Here is a 15,747-nt window from a genome sequence, read left to right on the forward strand (position 1 = left end):
ATATTTTTGAATATCTAAATTCGCATGATAGCTATGCGAATTTGGACATTCTCTCTTCTGTCAAGATACAAAATCCCTAAATTACAATCACGCCAAACCGCCTGTTGGCAAACGTGGAGAAAGCTAGGAAAAAGACAGGGACAATGTCAAGGGATCATGATTAATATATCTAAATTTCTGATTCTGTAGCTTGCAATACGCTTTAATTGGTTGTAGAACTGAAATAGCTCAAAAAGCGTATCGTTCAGTCCTCAACTATTTCAAATTTATCAGCCAAGGCTTAGATTTTTGTCGTTACTGATTCAAGGCATGAGCTGCTCTGTGGAATGTGCTAACAGCCTATATGCAGATCAAGCCATATCGAAGATAAACAGCATCCGATTTTTATATAGGTTTTGAATTTTCTCTGATGGTTTAGCCAAGCGCTTCGGTTCTTTAATCAACCGTTCACTTCAACGCCACAAACTCTGCTCACGTCACAGACTTTTCTCTATCTATCTATCTAAAACTCACTCTAGCATTTAGCTAGCTTTTTGTTATGCCTACTTTTCAGGATACTTGTTCCGTTGCCCTCCATAGTCAGCACACACTCCAGCAAGCCGATTTATTGGCAATTTACGCTTTCGCGAATCATGAAGGTGTGGATCAAACCATCGACTCCTATAGTTTTGACGATTTTCTAGGTTTGACAGTTTATTTATTTATAACGACTCCATCTCAGGATATTCGTGAACAACTGGTGCCGCTGTTATCTAAATTTGGGAGCGCCGCTGTTTTACCGTTACTAAAAATCCTGTGTAAAAAAGACTTTTTGGTTGAGAGAAATATTCAAGCATTGGTAAAACAAACATTAAGTCAAATGGCTCTCTATCCTTTGGCAATCGGGCTCAGCCAAATATTAGATCGGAACGTTGATAATGAGTTAACGGCAGCCGCGCTACAAATACTAGAACAGCTTACGTGTGAACCCTCTAATCGTTTAGCGCTATCTCAGCTATTCTCGGAGAGTGCTTGGAAAAATATAGAAGACTTGTCATCCAAAAACTCTTCTGACTCTGCGGTAACAGATCCCAGGCTGTCGATCCATTTTCCAAGCACTGCCAGTTGCAGACACCATCAGCCTGTTTCAGACAGTCCTCTGCTAGAGCATAGAGTTGTTCAATGTGTGTAGCGTTTAGTCCTGATCATCAGCTACTGTACTAATTTCTGATAGTAGGTAGCCTATGGGGTCGCAAACGGATTAAAACGAGGTTCCAACTCCATAAGCCGCATTAAGAATGTCCATTTCAATTTAGAATAAATCCAGCTATTCATTCAGGATGTTTGTCTTATGTCTGTAGAAACCATTGGTAATCCACCACCTGAAGCTAATCAATTGCGCGCCGACATCGAAAAACAGCTGCCCGATATTATCAATAGCTTTAGCCAGGTTCTACAAAAGCAGTTTGGCTTTGAAAATATTCGAGTCGGTGGGTTTACTATCGTCCCCGAGGAAATAGCCACCGACAGCATCTCCTGTGATGAGGAAAGTTGTTCTATTGATTAACAACACAGAAGAATAAGTTTTTACGCTCTAGGGCTGCTGCTCGAGCGGATTTTGGGTGAGCTGTACCGGACTGGTAAGGTCCACAATGGCTAAATATGAGAATCCGGCCAGTAAGCTAATACAGCTTAGGGTGAGCCAGGACCACTTAATGCGAGGCTGCTGAAAGTTAGGGTCTGGGGAATGTTGCATTGGACGATTAGATGTGTAGGTATAAAAAAGCACATTTATCTCAACATCAAGGTGCCCAAACATCTCAGCTAGCTATCGAGAGCAGCAGCACTTTTCTGCCCCTAAGCGTTGTACGAGTCTAGACCGCTCTATCTGCCTGAGAGGACCTTGAGACGTCTCAATCGATTAATCACCGCTGCCAATTCATAGCGGCGGAATTCACTGAGGTCAGCCATTGGGTAAGGGGTAAGGGCATCAAAATCTTGGCGGTCTATCCAGGTCATAATGTCATCTAGAAGATCCGATAGGCAATGAGTGCGATGCTGTTGTTGCCAGGTGAGGATGGCATGGGCAATGGCTCGATTTTGATTGGGCTCTACAAGTTGTTCAATACCACGCAAGTCAATATCTTCTGCGCCGATGGTAAGGGTATTTAAACGTTGGGTTCGGACTTTCGCAGGTTTGCGCCCAGTATCAAACGGTGTCAGCTGAATGGGGCGTGGGGTGAGGGTGCCAAAATTTTGACCGCCTTCACCTTGGCGCTCGCTAGGGTGCGCAGCTGCAATGGCTTTGGCCTGGTCAGTGACGTCATGGGCGGTGTAGCTATCTAGGGCGATCACCTGGTCAGCCACTTCGAAATAGTCGCCGCTACCGCCCATGACCAGAATAGTTGAAATAGTGTAGTCCTCATAAAGCTGTCGAACTTTGTCGATAAACGGGGTGATGGGTTCTTTTTCCTTGGCGATCAGGGTTTGCATGTTGCGATCGCGAATCATCAAGTTTGTCGCCGCCGTATCCTCATCAATAAGCAGCACCTTAGCTCCAGCTTCAATAGCTTCTAATATATTGGCAGCCTGGGATGTACTACCGCTGGCATTGGTGGTGCTAAACACCTTTGTAGACAGCCCCTGGGGTAAGCGATCAATAAACGGTGAAATATCAACTCCCGTCACACTGCGGCCATCTTCTGAGCGAATTTTAACCGTCGCCGCATTAGCCACCACCTGTTCACGACCATCGCCGGGAATGTGATTATAAACCCCGTGGGAAAGGGCTTTGAGAACCGTAGATTTGCCATGGTAGCCTCCCCCCACAATCAAGGTGACCCCCTCGGGAATACCCAGACCCGTCAATGACCCAGCATGGGGGGCCTGTAGCGTTACCTCTAAAGATTTAGGCGATGTGAACGGGACAGCCGCTGGTAAAGGCTGCGGGTCAACACCGCTGCACCGGGGCAATATGGCACCGTTGGCAATAAATGCCACCAGTTTGTGATGCGATAGCTGCTGCCTCAGGGCATTGGCATCTTCGATGGTGGCGATGTGATGCTCCAGGTCTGGGACCCACTCCGGCTGATAGTGCAGCGCGGCCCTCACCAGTCGAGGAAGATCCTGCATCAGCAACTCGCTGGCAGCCTGACCGGCAATCCGGCGGCCAAAGGCCGGTAGCCCCACCCCCAGACGCAGCTCGATCCCATCGGAGGTAACCTGTACAGCAGTTCGGGCCAACACAACCTGACTGGTGGGAGCAACCCTCAGACAGCCGCTTTTACCAGACCCCCGTTGCTGCTGAATCTGAGGAATAACATGATTGATTTGTCGGTGTAGGAAATCGGCAAGAACAACCCGCCGCGCCGGTTCCTGCCAGTATTGCTCGGGCCATTGACTGTGCTGGTGACTGCCCCAAAGACTCACCCGGCTGGGAGCAGCAAAGGGATCGCCTTGAATGTGAGCCAAGGTGAGCTCAAACTCAGGAAAGGCATAGCTCCCTTTAAGCCGTTTATAAGCAGAGTAGCTGCGTCCGTCCAGATGCTCCAGCTGCTGCTCTAGGACATGGTGTGATGTCGTCATACTTAAAAGTTTGCTTCAAAGTTTGAATGAGTCTAGTTGCTTGGGTGCTTTACTGCTTGGGTGCTGTATAAGTCTTGCGATACCGGCAATACCGTTAATTGTGACTGCAATCACATGGCCATGTGTTCAACGTCATTCATCCGGTCTAGAGATGTCACTTAGCTAGACCAGCAATTCATGAATACTAAACATACAAGAGGTGTAATCACGTATCCCATGGCTTATCTGTCAGTTTGCTCCCGTCTCCCAAGATTCATCAAGTCTGCCTCTGTTTTGCTGGGTGCCACATTGCTGAGTAGTTTTGTCTCTGGTATTGCCTTAGCAAATCCTGTCTCTAATTCTCCCCTAGCAGACGGTGTTTACCTCTACGGTGAGCAGTCAACTGCAGCTCAGCTAGGATCCACCTACATGGTGTTTGAAGTAACCGGCAGCCGTGCCATCGGTGCATTTTACATGCCCAGCTCTTCCTTTGATTGTTTCTCGGGTGATATTTCAGCAACACGCTTAAATTTAAACGTGATTGACAGTTACGAGCAAACGACTCATCCCTACTCTCTAGCGGCACAAACTGGCCCCACCCTGACAGCAGGTCAGGCAAGCGCCGAATTTAACATCAATGGATTTACCTCCATTAATGAGATTTCTGAGCTAGACGAGCAAATTTTAGAGACTTGTCAGACCGTCAGCGCAGATTTTATTTAAGTGAGCCTAACGTATTAATTCGTTCCAGGCAGCCCTTGCCCTCAACTAACATTCGTAAATTTTCTTTTACTGCTATAGAAAGGCATTACTGCATAAATTGTGATTTAAGTGCCCCCTCACCTCAGGCTAGCTCCTAAGTGAGGGGGTATTTCTTTACCAATCTTTTATCCACGTTGCATACATGTGGAGATTCGGTAGCCGTTTGTTTATAGTCCTATAAATTCTTTTATCCTTCGGGCAAACTGAAACCATATCCTTTGTCTACGAGGCTATACGGATTACCCCACCTGTCTGAATTCGGCTCTCCAGGCTGTCGAGATGGCTCGAAGATGGGTATATTTTTATTACATAGTTAAAAAACTTAATGTCTACAGTAATCTTGTTTAACACCGCGTTACTCAACGTTTACTGCATAGGTTTCGACTCCATAATCCCGGCAGAGGTCCATAAAACATGTTTGAACATTTCACCAATGCAGCAATTGCGGTGATCATGCAGGCCCAGGAAGAAGCAAGACGCCTGGGACACAATTTCGTGGGTAGTGAACAACTGCTCCTCGGCATTGTCAAAGAAGGCTCTAGCATTGCTGCCCGAGTACTCAGCGATTTTGGAGTCAACCTGGCTAATTCCCGAGCCGAAGTAGAATCCATTATTGGTCGTGGGTCTGGTAATGGCCCCACCGAAATTCCCTTCACGCCTAAGGTCAAGCAGGTCTTTGAACAGGCGTTTCAGGAAGCGCGTAAGCTAGATCATCCTTATATTGAACCCGAGCACTTGCTGCTGAGTCTGACTCAAAATGTGGAAAGTGTGGCCTATCGGGTCCTCAACAATCTGGGTGTGGACCCAAATCAGGTGCGTACCCAGCTGATTCGCACGATTGGGGAGGTGTCTGCCATTCCGGCGGGCGGTGGTCGTTCCCAGGATGCGGAAAAACCAGGGCGGTCGTCCAAACGCAGCGGTGTTTTGGCAGAGTTTAGCACTGATCTGACTGAGCTAGCGGCAACTGGCAAGCTGGACCCAGTCATTGGTCGCGCCCCAGAGATTGAGCGGGTGGTCCAAATCTTGGGTCGTCGGACTAAAAATAACCCGGTGCTGGTGGGTGAACCGGGTGTGGGTAAAACTGCGATCGCAGAAGGTCTGGCCCAGCGCATTGTGAATCAAGATGTTCCTGAAGCTCTGTTCGACCGCCGTGTAGTGAGTCTTGATCTGGCGATGCTGGTTTCAGGTACGCGCTTCCGGGGCGACTTTGAAGAGCGTCTGAACCAGGTGATGTCTGAGGTGCGTGAAGCCCAGAATATTATCTTGGTCATTGACGAGATTCACACACTGGTGGGCGCTGGCTCTTTAGAAGGCAGCATGGATGCCGCCAATCTTCTCAAGCCCGCCTTAGCTCGGGGCGAACTCCAGTGCATCGGTGCCACCACCCTAGAAGAGTATCGTAAGCACATCGAAAAAGATGCCGCCCTGGAACGTCGCTTCCAGCGGGTGACCGTAGCCCCTCCTTCAGTCCAGGACACCCTGGAGATTTTGGGGGGCCTGCGAGGCCGCTACGAGCAGTTCCATCACCTCACCATTACGGACGATGCCCTGGAGGCTGCTGCTACGCTATCAGACCGCTACATTAGCGATCGTCACTTGCCTGATAAAGCCATTGACCTGATTGATGAGGCAGGCTCACGGGTACGCCTACGCTATTCTCAAAAAATCCCAGCGGGTGAAAAGCGCACGGAGCTGCGTAAGGTTCAAACTGAGATTATGGAGCTGTTGGAAAACCAGTCCTTTAACCAGGTGAGCGAGCTGCGGGTCAAAGAGCAGGGGCTACTGGCAGAGCTACTACCCAGCGACATGCCCCAGCCCGAAGTCACTGATGAGGACATTGCTGATATCGTTGCCGCTTGGACCGGCGTGCCCGTTAGCCGTCTGACCGAGTCAGAATCCGCCATGATTCTGCACCTGGAAGATACGCTCCATGAGCGGGTGGTGGGTCAGAACGAAGCAGTAGAGGCCGTCTCTAAAGCGATCCGTCGTTCCCGCGTGGGTATGCGTAACCCCAACCGCCCCATCGCCAGCCTGATTTTCTCGGGTCCCACAGGCGTAGGTAAAACCGAGCTGGCTAAGGCTCTGGCTGCTGCAGTCTTTGGCGCAGAAGACGCCATGATTCGGGTGGATATGTCGGAGTTTATGGAACCCCAGTCGGTGGCTAAACTGATTGGGTCTCCTCCGGGATATGTGGGCTATGACGAAGGCGGCCAGCTAACCGAAGCAGTACGCCGTAAGCCCTACACCGTCATTTTGTTGGATGAAATCGAGAAGGCCCATCCCGACGTCTTCAATATTTTGTTGCAGCTTCTGGATGACGGCCATCTGAGCGATTCCAAAGGCCGCAAGGTTAGCTTTAAGAACACCTTGATTATCATGACTTCGAATATTGGTTCGAAGGTAATTGAAAAAGGTGGCGGCGGTTTAGGCTTTGAGCTGGGTACCGACGATGCCATGACCTCTCGATACAACAACATTCGCAACCTGGTTAACGAAGAAATGAAGCAGTTCTTCCGCCCAGAGTTGTTGAATCGGATTGACGAGATTATTGTCTTCCGTCAGTTGATCAAGTCTGAAGTGGCTCAGATTGCGGATATTCTGCTGACCCAGGTGACCGGACGTTTAGCAGAGCGCAATATCTCCCTGCAGATTACCGATGCCTTTAAGCAGCATTTGGTGGATGAGGGCTACGACCAGGCCTACGGTGCTCGTCCCATGCGCCGCGCCATTGCTCGTTTAGTGGAAGACGCCCTGGCCGAAGCGTTGTTGATGGGCACCATCAACGACGGTGATACCGCCGTCTTTGACCTGGATGATGAAAACCAGGTAGTGGTGAAACCTGCCAAACAGCCTGCTCTGGTGGGGGCTAGGGCTTAGGTATGCAAGGGGTGGGCATACTCACCCCAAACTATCTCCCTGACCAACTGCCAGACATGTTGAAACCTATGGATTTATCTGCCCTTGAGCCTGCGGCTCAAGGGCAGTTTTTATGGAGCCGCCGCTGTTTTCGCTCCGTTGACTCCGACTACCGCCGCTCCATGGCGTCAATCTGCCTAACGGCGGTTAGAGCAGCGTAACTGACACCGGCAGTCCCCTCACCTGGATGTACACAGTCACCCACTAACCACAGTTTAGGAATGGGGGTGCGGGTGGCAAACCCAAAGGGGCCAAAGGTGGACAACCGCTGGCCTATACCGCCCACCATGCCCTGGTGCCGGGCGGTATAGCGCTCAAACGTGCGAGGTGTACCAGATTCGGCATGGACAATATGCTGTGGATCTAGGTTAAAAAACTGGTTGAGCTTTGCGATCGCACCCTGCTCATACTCAGCTTTCAACCCAGCATAGTCATTACATTTCTGCCATGCCTGCACATCCGTAAACGACGACGCCACAATCGTGGCTTTACCCTCAGGAGCGCGCCCATCGCCCGGACGGCTCACCGACACAAACAGTGAATTATTTTCCCCAATGGGACCGTCATAGTCATAGAGAAATTGCAGATGGGGCGGGCAATCTTCAGGAATCGCCGCCTGGTCTACCCCGAGATACACCACAAAAGCTCCCGACGACGGCACCAGCTTATCCACCCGTCGCTGATAGCCCTTAGGCGTTTGCTGACCTAGCAGCGTTGTTAAATTTTGCACCGTAACATTAGCCACCACGTGGTCTGCTGGCTCTAACCAGGTGTCCCCCGTTTTTTGATGGCGCACCCGCACAAAACGAGGACGGTCACCCTCTAGTTGAATATGTTCAACCGAGTGCCCCAGCAACACCTGTCCCCCTGATTGTCGAATCGACGTCACCAAAGCATCACTCAAAACCTGCATACTGCCCTGCAGATGAGACAATCCCTGGGGTGTTTGCGAAACCCCTAACGCGGTCGCCGCATAGAGCAGTGCTGTTTCATCCGCACCCACCTGGGAATAGAGCTTAAGCTGAAGATCTAAAAATGTTTTTAGCCGTCGATTTTTGTCGAGTCCGTAGCCCTTTAGCAGCTGTCCTGCCGTTGAAAATGTGTAGGGTACCGTCAGCAACGTATCGGGTCGCAGAGCACTGGCTAACTGCCAGGTATCCCAGACATTGCGCGGCGGCAGCACCGGCTGTCTCGTCTGAAATCGCCAGCTGTAGCTAAATAACTCACCCAGCTTTTGCCAAAATGGCTCACTCCCTGGAAACTGCCGTTGACGCTCAGTTTGCCATTGCTGAGGGTCACGCCAGACATGAATCGGCGTAGACTCCCCCGGTAAAAAAACAGCGCAAGCCGGATCGCAGGGTTCAGCAGCAGGCAGCTCCAACTCAAGTTCTGAAAAAATTTGATGGTGAATCCCTCCCGGTTCTAACCCCGCAACTTGGGTAGCACCAACATCAAAGGTAAATCCCCGCCGTCGAAACGTAGAAGCACAGCCCCCCGGCACCATCGCCTGCTCAAAGACACGCACGTGATAGCCCCGTTTAGCCAATAGTGCGGCTGCACTTAGGCCACCGATACCAGCCCCAATGACAACCACAGTAGGAACAGCATGGGACGGATCGGAACGCATCAATGGGGCCATGTTTACATTTGTTAACCTAACCCTAGTGTAACCGTCTGAGCCTCGAGTTTCTGACCTAGCAGTTTTACAACTGGGAGGCTATCTCCAAATTGAGCAGCTGCTGTTTGCTATCTATGGCCAAAAAGTGAAGCTGGCCAGAAAACACAATGGTCATCGTATTTTTCTGAGTATCGTCAATCACTAAAACGGTTTGATCATCCACCTCAACATGCTCTGCCTTGAGGATACGGCGAGGTTGTTTCTCGGGGTTTGGCAATGTCCCTTCAGATAAGGCAATGCCTGATGTTTTGGTCGCCTTAATCAACAAAAAGACAGGCTCATTGTGACGGACCTGACGACTAGTCGCTTCAGGTAGCCACAGCGTATCCCATAGAAAACAGAGCACAGTTTCTCCATAGGTTTCTGCACTTTGGTACGTGCCCAGCAAATAGGAATCGTGCAGCGTATAAGTATGGTTGAAATGACTGTAGGGTTGGCATAGCCCCTGTTGCCAGGGAAGCGTCCCTAATAAAATATTTTCACAGAGCCAGTGTGGAAGGATCGGTTTGGTGCTAACAAATGCCATAGTCAATGGGTATAGACTGAAGACTTAAGAAACAAAAATGCTTGACTCCCCCGGCTGACCTCAAACGTTTTGGGAATAAAACACCGTCTCTACCAGAACTGCCGTCTCTACAGGAACAAACTTATAGATTGCAACACATGTTGCAACTTGGATGGGGTGTTTACGAAATACAAATGTCCTATGAAGCTACCACAGAACGATTGTCCCCACCCCGTAAATCCTAGGGCTGCTTAATCTTTTTAATAGACCTTAAACGAACTGTATACGTTAATTGGGGCGTGATTATCCCCTAAGCGTTTGTTTAAATGGATAACTCTGAGGCCCAATACGCACTCATCGGCTTACTGACCTTTAACTAATATCTACAATATCTACTCAGCCAACGCTAAGTAACCGGGAAAATTGCTCGAATGGCTTTAGCATTTTTGCTCATGATCCTACCTTTGAAGATCTCACTGCTAACATCCCACAAAAGCCAATGTTCGTACTTTCCGACTAGGCCACTAAAAAAACAGGAACAGTCGCTGTAGAGCATGGCAATACACCCATTAGTTAGACCTAGGTAATTTGCCGTATGAAAACCAACTCTGATGCTGATTCCAAGGGACAATACCTTGTGCTGATGACGACATCCATAAGTGCTCAGTTGCTCATCCAGCCCGCTTTTGCCCACGAAAATCACCACGGCATGGAAGAGCCCTCATCTTCATCTACGGAATCGGCTCCGGCGACAACAACAGATGGCGATGATCCGAGCAACGAAGGGGAAAAGCCATCAGAACTGACCACAGAAACTGTTGCAGCTCCTACCGCTCAGACACCGACTTCCCAAGGTCAGCTATCTGATGAATTTTCCATAGGTTTAGGTGAATCTTTATTAGGGCTCATCCTTGTAGGACCCTTCTTACTCATGTCGCTAAAAAGAATGTGTAATTGATTATGGCTATCAATCAACGTCGTCTGCGTCAGCTCCATAAAGCGCTGGTTCCCTTTGTGGCTCTGCCCCTGTTGCTGACGCTGGTGACCGGTATGGGCTTTCAAATTGCGGCTTCAGGTGGACAAGCGAGCGACTTTCTTTGGCTACTTGACTTACATCGAGGCAAATTTGGCAGCATCAATCTAGAGTTTATTTATCCTATTCTCAATGCGCTAGGGCTTTTAACTCTGCTGATTTCAGGAATAACAATGTGGTTTCAGGCACGCAGTCGTTAGGGGAACTATAGCCATCCTGATCAAGTCTCATGAAAATGAGTTTAAATTCAGGCGTTGCTGCTCCTCGGTACGGTTTCATCTGCAAACTATTGGCTAATCGCGTATTTTACAGATCGGTTCATTCCTTAAATCAACAACAGCAAAATTCATTCTATCTTGCAAGCGTTGACCCCTGGAGTTTGCGGAAACTTTGGCCACTTTAGTAATTTCAGTCACTTCAGTAACTTGATGAAATGCAGTTCACCCCCAGATTTAGTAATGCCAAACAACCTGTGGGCCATCAAGCGGTCGCCACAGCGCCGTCTCAGCCGTTCACACCCTTGGCAGACGGTATCAGCGCGTTAAAATCTGACACAATTATTCAGCAAATTGTTGAGAACTGTGGGGGACTAGAGGATATTGCTAAATCCCCCCATCCTACTAAAGCTTTGGCTCATAATGTTGATCGTGAACAAGCCCTTGCTAAGATTATTAGCAAGATCCGCCAGTCCCTGGATGTAGAAGATCTATTTCAGGCTGTTGTCACTGAGATCCGCTATCTTTTAGCAGCGGATCGAGTAGCTATATTCCAGTTTGAACCTGATCAAAATCAGGGGGGAGAGTTTATTTCTGAAGATGTATCAGATGACTGGCCATCTATTCTAGCGAAACGAGTACACAATCGTTGCTTTAGAGAACCGTTTTCGAACCATCATAGTCAAACAGTCAGCGATATCCACACGGCTGGCCTTAGCAATGCTCATGTCAACATTTTAGAACAATTTCAGGTGAGGGCTAATCTGGCAGTTCCTGTCCTCCAGGGGGAGGATCTGTGGGGCCTCCTCTGTGTCCACCAATGTGGGCATGAGCGCTCCTGGAGTGGGGACGATGTTAGATTCGTACAACATATCGTCGAGCATCTAAGCTTTGCCTTGCAGCAGCTAAAGCTACTAGAACAGCTGCGCTACCAGACCGAACAGCAAAAATCACTGACGGGCGTGATTACCCGCATCCGTGAATCCCTGGATGTAGAAACAATTTTTCAAACAACGGCCCAAGAGGTGCGGCAACTCCTCAAAGCCGATCGAGTCGGGATTTTCTTTTTTCAATCCGAAGAAGACTGGGAAGGACAATTTGTTGCAGAGGATCATGGTAATGGGATCGCCTCAATTCTGACTGAGAAGCTTTATGACAATCGCTTTGGCGAAAAGTATGCGACGCTTTACCAAGAAGGGCGCATGTATGTCTCAAACAACATTTATGAAAGCGATCTAGAAGACAGCTACGTTCAAACACTGGCACGTTTTGAGATTAAAGCGACGGTGGTGTCACCGATTATGAATGGGTCTGAGCTATGGGGTTTGATTTGCATTCACCAATGTCAGACCCCAAGACAGTGGCAGCCCTCCGAAATCGAGTTCATCGATCAAATTGCCAAGCATTTGGGAGTGGCCCTTGAGCAATGGAGTCAGGTTGAACAATTAAAACTGCAGGCGGCTCAGCTAGCTTATATCTCCTCACGCGAACGAGCCCTTGAACAACAGCAACTGTTGTCACAAACAATTAATGCCATTCGCGATTCTCTACAAATTGAAGAGATTTTTAATACAACAACCAAGAGTATTCAATCACTGTTTAAAACAGATCGAGTCGTTATTTATCAATTTAATCCTGATTGGAGTGGTCAATTTGTTGCTGAATCCGTAGCGGATGGCTGCTCTAAGCTGGTTGACATTGAAGGTAAAATTCAAGATGCCTATTTAATGGAAACCCAAGGGGGACAATACGCCCAGCAAGAGATTTTAGCGATTGATGATATCTATCAAACTGATTACGATATCTGTCAGAACACCCTATTAGAAGACTTTGAAGCCCGCGCCTATGTGATTGTACCGATTATGGAAGGCAATCGCTTGTGGGGATTATTAGCCGTCTGTCAAAATACAGGTCCCCGTCATTGGGAAACAGATGAAATTGATTTTCTATCTCAGGTGAGTGCTCAGCTAGGGGTAGCCCTTAACCAGGCAGAGGCCGTAGCCCAGGTGCGGGAGCAGGCAGCAGCACTGCAAAAGGCGACCGATCGCCAAAGAGCCCTGACCTTAACCATTGATAAAATCCGTCAGTCGTTAGACATTGATGTAATTTTTACGACAACAACCCAGGAGGTTCGACAGCTGCTTGAAGTTGATCGAGTAGCTATTTATCGCTTTAACTCTGATTGGAGTGGGGCCTTTGTCGCTGATTCCATTATCGATAGCTGGCACCCTGCAATACCCACACAGACCATTATTCAAGATGTCTTCTCTAAACCGGATCAAGATGGCCAATTGCCACGCAATGAGGTCTTTGTGCCTATTTCTCAAGGGACGAAACTTTGGGGTCTGCTGATGGCCTATCAAACATCTAAACCTCGATACTGGGATGATGATGAAGTGGGGCTATTGGCCCAAGTAGGGACTCAGCTGGGTGTGGCTCTACAACAAGCAGAGCTGTTGAACCAAACCCAGCAGCAGACTGCGACGCTCAACAAAACATTGCAAACATTAAGAAGCACCCAAGCTCGTTTGGTTCAGGGAGAAAAGATGGCGGGTTTGGGGCAGCTAGCAGCAGGTATAGCCCATGAAATCAACAATCCAGTGGGATTTATCTCTAGCAATCTAGAACCGATGCAGGAGTATGTTACGGGTCTTTTAGAGTTGCTGCAGTTATACCAACAGCATTATCCAGAACCGGAAGCACTGATTCAAGAGAAGATAGACGATATTGATGTGGAGTTTGTTTTAGAAGACTTACCTAAGATTATGACATCCATGAAAATGGGGTCTACTCGCATTGTCGATATCGTTAAGAGTATGCAGGTCTTTTCTCGAGTGGATCAAGCCGCTATCAAAAATGTAGATATTCATCAGGGGATTGACAGTGCTCTCTTAATATTAAAGCACCGCTTAAAGGCATCTAATAAACGTCCTACTATTAATATTGTGAAATCCTACGGGGATTTACCCCATATCCAGTGCTATGCCAGTCATCTCAATCAGGTGTTTATGAATATTCTGGTAAATGCCGTAGATGCCTTTGAGGATGCTGGTAATTTCGATGACCAGACGCCAGAAATTCAGATTGTTACCCAATGGCAGAAGAGTAAAAATTCCTTATTAATTGAATTCTCAGATAATGGTCCTGGCATTCCTGAAAATACGTTAGCAAATATTTTTAATCCATTTTTTACGACAAAGCCAGTGGGCAAAGGGACAGGATTAGGGCTATCGATTAGCTATCAAATTGTGACAGAAATGCACCAGGGAAAGTTGTCTTGCCAGTCTGCGGCGGATAAAGGCACCACATTCTGTATTGAGATTCCGGCCACTATATAAGTTGTTTGGCTAGGCGTTTGAGGGTGCGATCGCAAACGGTATCAGGTTGATTTACTCACAGTGGAGTTAACGACTGAGCGATTGTCATGGGCTAACCGTAGTACTGCATTTATACGTCTTCCGGACATTTGCTCACAAATTTGCCAGAATAAGGCGGAAACGTCACTACAGAATCATCGGCATGAGCCAGCCTAAACGCCCTAGCCGTCAGGAGTTAATCCGTCAGCGACAACGCTCTAGCTTTGTGGGGCGTGTGGAGCAGTTGGAGGCGTTTAAGCATAACCTCACCAACTTGCATAAAGAACCTGATGGGTTTGCCTATCCCGAAACGTTTTTATTTAATATTTGGGGCCAGGGGGGTGTGGGCAAAAGTAGTCTGCTCCGGCAGTTTGAGGATGTTACCAAGCAGCAAAAGCACTTAGTTGCTCGCATTGATGAGGGTGTCGCCACGGTTCCTGAAGCGATGGCCACGTTTGCTAAGCAGCTGGCTAGCCAGGGACAGCCGCTGACTAAATTTAGCGAACGCTATAGGGTTTATCGGCAAAAGCGAGAGGAATTAGAAACTGATCCAGATGCTCCCCAAGGATTTTCGGCTTTTGTGGGGAAGACAGCGGCTAAAGTTGGCCTGAAGCTGGGACGCAAAATTCCCATGGGTGATGTGGCTCTGGATTTTGTAGATGAAGACAGCGTTATTGAAAGAGCTGGAGAGTGGGCAACTTATGTGACCCGTAAACTAGAAAACAAGGACGAGATTCAGCTGATTAATGAGCCGATAGAGGTGTTAACACCTTTGTTTTTAGAAAACCTGGGTGAGATTACGACCCAGCAAATTGTGCTGCAGTTTGATACCTATGAGCGTACTGGGGAGATTTTAGATGCTTGGCTGTTAGATATTTTGAAAGATCGCTATGGGGTTTTGCCGTCGAACTGTATTTGGACCATCGCAGGACGAGAACAGTTAAGTGCTAACAGCTGGTCTGGATATGAGCCAATACAGTTTCCGTTAGAGCCGTTCTCTATGGAAGAAGCAACACAGTTTTTACAGCAACGGGGTGTCGCAAACGCCGAGGTTATTAAAATCATTCTGGATGTTTCAGGACGGTTACCGTTGCTTCTGGCAATTTTGGCAGCAAGTTCACCTAATCAACCAACACAGGTGGGTGAGGCTAGTGGAACAGCAGTAGAACGATTTTTGCGGTGGGTAAATGATCCAGTAAAACATCAGCTAGCTATAGACGCAGCATTACCTCAAAGTTTGAATTGGGATGTTGTGTCTCAACTGGTGGGTGATGAGAATAATGTTGATCCTTTGTTTGCCTGGTTAAAGGGAATGCCCTTCGTTCGAGAACGCAGCGATGGATGGGCTTATCATGATGTAGTGCGGCCTCAGATGTTGCGTTATCAGAAACGAAACTCTAGCAATCAGTGGACCCACAAGCATCAACTCTTGGCAAAATATTATCAGGGATGTAGTAAAAAGTTAAAGCTTGATAGAAAGCTTCGCTATAGAGACAAGGTTTGGCAAGACTATGCATTGAAATATCTTTATCATCAACTTTGTAGCAATCCTCAAAAATATCTTAAAGCAGCACTTAATAACTTCTTAAATGCCCTAAAGCAGAATCGCAGGTTTGCTCTGTTGTGGGGAGAGGTTATTTTTGAAGTTGGTAAAGACTTAGAAAACCAAATAATCAAACAATGGGGAGAAAGACTAACTTTAGGACTAAAAGCCTATGAAGAATAAGACCATATAGTAA

Annotated in this window: 12 protein-coding genes; 8 read left to right on the forward strand and 4 right to left on the reverse strand. The window is 48.0% G+C overall.

From position 1 onward, the window contains the following. The first annotated feature begins 538 nt into the window (after positions 1–538). The gene (locus tag IQ260_RS14870; RefSeq protein WP_193993891.1) at positions 539–1,171 is read left to right on the forward strand and encodes a hypothetical protein; all 633 of its coding nucleotides are present in this window, start codon (positions 539–541) and stop codon (positions 1,169–1,171) included. 159 nt (positions 1,172–1,330) lie between these two features. After that, positions 1,331–1,546 (forward strand): hypothetical protein, encoded by a 216-nt coding sequence (locus IQ260_RS14875; RefSeq protein WP_193993892.1) that lies wholly within the window; start codon positions 1,331–1,333, stop codon positions 1,544–1,546. A gap of 27 nt (positions 1,547–1,573) precedes the next feature. Here IQ260_RS14875 and IQ260_RS14880 read toward each other — a convergent pair whose 3' ends face one another. Beyond that, on the reverse strand, positions 1,574–1,735 hold the full coding sequence (locus IQ260_RS14880; RefSeq protein ID WP_193993893.1) for a hypothetical protein: 162 nt from the start codon (positions 1,733–1,735) through the stop codon (positions 1,574–1,576). Positions 1,736–1,863: 128 nt separating this feature from the next. Continuing rightward, positions 1,864–3,564, reverse strand: coding sequence for an ABC-ATPase domain-containing protein (locus tag IQ260_RS14885; protein WP_193993894.1), 1,701 nt, complete (start codon positions 3,562–3,564; stop codon positions 1,864–1,866). Between the two features lie 216 nt (positions 3,565–3,780). On the opposite strand from IQ260_RS14885, the gene IQ260_RS14890 reads away from it, so the two are divergent. Both IQ260_RS14890 and IQ260_RS14895 read left to right on the forward strand, forming a co-directional pair. Next, positions 3,781–4,266: a hypothetical protein gene (locus IQ260_RS14890; protein WP_193993895.1), complete on the forward strand. Its 486-nt coding sequence runs from the start codon at positions 3,781–3,783 to the stop codon at positions 4,264–4,266. Positions 4,267–4,719: 453 nt separating this feature from the next. Continuing rightward, the gene (locus IQ260_RS14895; protein WP_193993896.1) at positions 4,720–7,182 is read left to right on the forward strand and encodes an ATP-dependent Clp protease ATP-binding subunit; all 2,463 of its coding nucleotides are present in this window, start codon (positions 4,720–4,722) and stop codon (positions 7,180–7,182) included. A 148-nt stretch (positions 7,183–7,330) separates the two neighbouring features. Here the strand turns inward: IQ260_RS14895 and crtD are convergent, their stop codons facing one another. Continuing rightward, positions 7,331–8,860: a C-3',4' desaturase CrtD gene (crtD, locus tag IQ260_RS14900; protein WP_228016108.1), complete on the reverse strand. Its 1,530-nt coding sequence runs from the start codon at positions 8,858–8,860 to the stop codon at positions 7,331–7,333. 64 nt (positions 8,861–8,924) lie between these two features. After that, positions 8,925–9,425, reverse strand: coding sequence for a hypothetical protein (locus tag IQ260_RS14905; protein WP_193993897.1), 501 nt, complete (start codon positions 9,423–9,425; stop codon positions 8,925–8,927). 574 nt (positions 9,426–9,999) lie between these two features. On the opposite strand from IQ260_RS14905, the gene IQ260_RS14910 reads away from it, so the two are divergent. The 4 genes from IQ260_RS14910 (at position 10,000) to IQ260_RS14925 (ending at position 15,734) form a co-directional block, all read left to right on the forward strand. After that, the gene (locus IQ260_RS14910; protein ID WP_193993898.1) at positions 10,000–10,362 is read left to right on the forward strand and encodes a hypothetical protein; all 363 of its coding nucleotides are present in this window, start codon (positions 10,000–10,002) and stop codon (positions 10,360–10,362) included. A gap of 2 nt (positions 10,363–10,364) precedes the next feature. Then, positions 10,365–10,637 carry a PepSY domain-containing protein gene (locus tag IQ260_RS14915; RefSeq protein ID WP_193993899.1) on the forward strand — a complete coding sequence of 91 codons (273 nt, stop codon included), beginning with the start codon at positions 10,365–10,367 and terminating at the stop codon, positions 10,635–10,637. A gap of 233 nt (positions 10,638–10,870) precedes the next feature. After that, the gene (locus tag IQ260_RS14920; RefSeq protein WP_193993900.1) at positions 10,871–13,990 is read left to right on the forward strand and encodes a GAF domain-containing sensor histidine kinase; all 3,120 of its coding nucleotides are present in this window, start codon (positions 10,871–10,873) and stop codon (positions 13,988–13,990) included. Positions 13,991–14,171: 181 nt separating this feature from the next. Beyond that, positions 14,172–15,734 carry a hypothetical protein gene (locus tag IQ260_RS14925; protein WP_193993901.1) on the forward strand — a complete coding sequence of 521 codons (1,563 nt, stop codon included), beginning with the start codon at positions 14,172–14,174 and terminating at the stop codon, positions 15,732–15,734. The last annotated feature ends 13 nt before the right edge of the window (positions 15,735–15,747 follow it).

Source organism: Leptolyngbya cf. ectocarpi LEGE 11479 (genome assembly GCF_015207065.1).
Classification (GTDB): Bacteria; Cyanobacteriota; Cyanobacteriia; order Phormidesmidales; family Phormidesmidaceae; genus Leptothoe; species Leptothoe ectocarpi.

Bases quoted from the DNA above. Each gene is read 5' to 3' on its own strand.
- IQ260_RS14920 (WP_193993900.1), top strand. From the start codon at position 10,871: ATGCAGTTCACCCCCAGATTTAGTAATGCCAAACAACCTGTGGGCCAT.
- crtD (WP_228016108.1), bottom strand. From the start codon at position 8,860: ATGGCCCCATTGATGCGTTCCGATCCGTCCCATGCTGTTCCTACTGTG.
- IQ260_RS14905 (WP_193993897.1), bottom strand. From the start codon at position 9,425: ATGGCATTTGTTAGCACCAAACCGATCCTTCCACACTGGCTCTGTGAA.
- IQ260_RS14880 (WP_193993893.1), bottom strand. From the start codon at position 1,735: ATGCAACATTCCCCAGACCCTAACTTTCAGCAGCCTCGCATTAAGTGG.
- IQ260_RS14885 (WP_193993894.1), bottom strand. From the start codon at position 3,564: ATGACGACATCACACCATGTCCTAGAGCAGCAGCTGGAGCATCTGGAC.
- IQ260_RS14915 (WP_193993899.1), top strand. From the start codon at position 10,365: ATGGCTATCAATCAACGTCGTCTGCGTCAGCTCCATAAAGCGCTGGTT.
- IQ260_RS14875 (WP_193993892.1), top strand. From the start codon at position 1,331: ATGTCTGTAGAAACCATTGGTAATCCACCACCTGAAGCTAATCAATTG.
- IQ260_RS14925 (WP_193993901.1), top strand. From the start codon at position 14,172: ATGAGCCAGCCTAAACGCCCTAGCCGTCAGGAGTTAATCCGTCAGCGA.
- IQ260_RS14890 (WP_193993895.1), top strand. From the start codon at position 3,781: ATGGCTTATCTGTCAGTTTGCTCCCGTCTCCCAAGATTCATCAAGTCT.
- IQ260_RS14910 (WP_193993898.1), top strand. From the start codon at position 10,000: ATGAAAACCAACTCTGATGCTGATTCCAAGGGACAATACCTTGTGCTG.
- IQ260_RS14870 (WP_193993891.1), top strand. From the start codon at position 539: ATGCCTACTTTTCAGGATACTTGTTCCGTTGCCCTCCATAGTCAGCAC.
- IQ260_RS14895 (WP_193993896.1), top strand. From the start codon at position 4,720: ATGTTTGAACATTTCACCAATGCAGCAATTGCGGTGATCATGCAGGCC.